This is a genomic window from Aquiflexum sp., assembly GCF_977115555.1.
Genome location: NZ_CDSBKL010000529.1, coordinates 1 through 2,375 on the forward strand (window position 1 = coordinate 1; position 2,375 = coordinate 2,375).

Here is a 2,375-nt window from a genome sequence, read left to right on the forward strand (position 1 = left end):
TTAACACCGGTGAAATGAAAAATGGATTAAACAAAGACCCGGGCAAATCTGACCTTCATATTGAAGATTGGGTTTGCCCGGTTTTTTTGTTAAAGGTCTCCTTAAACCTGATAAAATGAAACTGTTGGTCAGAGAATAAAAAAAGATCCAAGAAGCAAGACTCAAGAAACAAGACTTGGTGAATTCAGAATTCTGAGTTTAAAATTAGTAATGTCGGACTACCCAACTTGACAACCAAATAGGCGCAAGATTCAAGACAAAAAAACAAGACTTGATTTATAGAATACATTGAGAATTTGACAACGCGAAGCTGAAAATAATGACAATCTAATTTCAGCGAGCAGACCCAGATTGTGCAACCATATAGCGTTAACATAAAAGACCCAAGATTTACCAAATACCACATGTTGAATTTCAAGAATTAAGATGCCGTCACTTTGGCTATTCAACATCACAATGGTAGTTCTGGATTTTGTCCTCCGATCTTTATCAATTTGGTTTCTTTTTGGCATGCCTTTTCCTACTTGCTTTCCATTGGGAAAATAAAACCAACCATTGGGACATAAAAAGGTGGTGTTCGTCCTTTTTTACATTTATTTGTATTTAAAAATCATTATTTTTAATACATAATATTTTCAAATGAGGATTAAGCTTAGGGGAACACACCTTAAGTCCTGTCGCTAGTTTGAAAATTCACCCAATCCTGATTCAATGTTTTTCTCAAAAAATGTTTTAAAAAACTGAAAAACAGAAAGTTATAATTCTTAACATACATGAAGGGGTGATTTGAGATTTATGCTATAAATTAAATATACCGATATGGATAGACTAATTCTTAATCAATCTTTTGGATCGAGGAAGCATCTTGTTTCCTTATGCAAATGCAGATCCTTTTCGATTTCTCTTTGGAGTTTATCCTTTTGACGGTGTTCTTAGCTATGGATCCGTTTCGTTTCAAATAAATTAAAAACAATATGTCAATATTTTGTTTATCGGTTAGCCTTCAAAATAAATATCTCAAATATGAATTTCTCTAGAAGATTATTTATAAAAAAATCAATAGCTGCCACTGTGGTATCCTCATTGATTCCTATTCCTTCGGCGGTATTGGCTTTGGGAGACCCCAAGTCAATAAGTTGGGTACATCTCGGTCCGGGAATAGATGAAGAGAACCTGAGGAATCTCATGGACTCCAACTATGCAAGAAATTCTGCCCTGATTTTTATTAATTCGGGTGGGGATGGAAATACAATGGATATGATTGGTACCGGTGCATCAGGATCCATCGCCCAACTGATCAATTTTGACCCGGGTCTTTTGGAGCTTTCTGATGATGATCTGCAAAAGAAAATTGCGGAAGCGCCGTACCCTCTAATCAATTCAAATTTTGATAAAAGTACCAGAGGCGGATTGGCTGCTCTCCAAGAAAAGGTGATTATCAAAGTGAATGGAAAAAAGATCGGAGTTTTAGGTATTGCTTTCACGGGAAGTAACCAAAGTGTTAATCAAATCCTCAACATAATCCAATCAAAAAGTAAAAATTTGAAAAATGAGGGATGCGATAAGGTCATCTGTTTGTTGGAAAACCCCAAAGATGTTTTTCCTTATTTGAATTATAGAGACTTTGTAGAAAGCAGCAAAGATGTCGATTGGTTTTTTACAGATTCAGACACATCAGATAAGTCAAAGGGCTTTTCTTTAAGAAACAAAGATAATCAGGAAGTATTTCTTCAAGTTAACTCCGAAAATTCCAGAAATTTTGGAGTTACTACTATTAACCAGTATAAAGGGGTTTTAAATCATTTCATCATTTAAAAATACAAAAGTATGCAACCATTTATAGGACAAATCGTGGAGACAAGTTTCAATTTTGCCCCTCAAGGATGGGCATTATGTAATGGACAGCTCTTAGCAATTTCAGAATATGATGCCTTATTTTCATTGCTAGGCACCACCTATGGGGGAAATGGTCAAACAACCTTTGCGCTGCCCGATCTTAGGGGACGCATGGCGCTCCATCCAGGTCAGGGTCCTGGCTTGCCCCGTTATGTTCAGGGTGAAGTTAGTGGGTCGCCTACTACCACTTTAACAGTAAGTAACCTTCCTCCCCATAATCATACCATTCAGGCTTCATCAGCGGCTGGTACCCAATCAAATCCTGCCAATGCCTTCCCTGCCAATGCCAATGTGATACCTGAGCGGGGAGCAGATCCAATTGGCGTCAAGGCCCATGCTTCAAATTCAAATACTGCAATGAATCCAGGCATGGTTGGAGTTGCAGGAGGGGGACAACCATTTAACAATATGCCTCCCTATCTGGCAGTATATCATGTTATTTCACTAGAAGGAATTTATCCTCCAAGATCCTGATATCA

At 37.5% G+C, this 2,375-nt stretch carries 2 protein-coding genes; both read left to right on the plus strand.

The genetic code is table 11. The annotated features are described in order from the left end of the window. Positions 1-1,023 precede the first annotated feature (1,023 nt). Positions 1,024-1,815 carry a hypothetical protein gene (locus tag ACZFYI_RS19155; RefSeq protein ID WP_462525724.1) on the plus strand — a complete coding sequence of 264 codons (792 nt, stop codon included), beginning with the start codon at positions 1,024-1,026 and terminating at the stop codon, positions 1,813-1,815. A 12-nt stretch (positions 1,816-1,827) separates the two neighbouring features. Continuing rightward, positions 1,828-2,370, plus strand: coding sequence for a phage tail protein (locus ACZFYI_RS19160; RefSeq protein WP_462525725.1), 543 nt, complete (start codon positions 1,828-1,830; stop codon positions 2,368-2,370). The last annotated feature ends 5 nt before the right edge of the window (positions 2,371-2,375 follow it).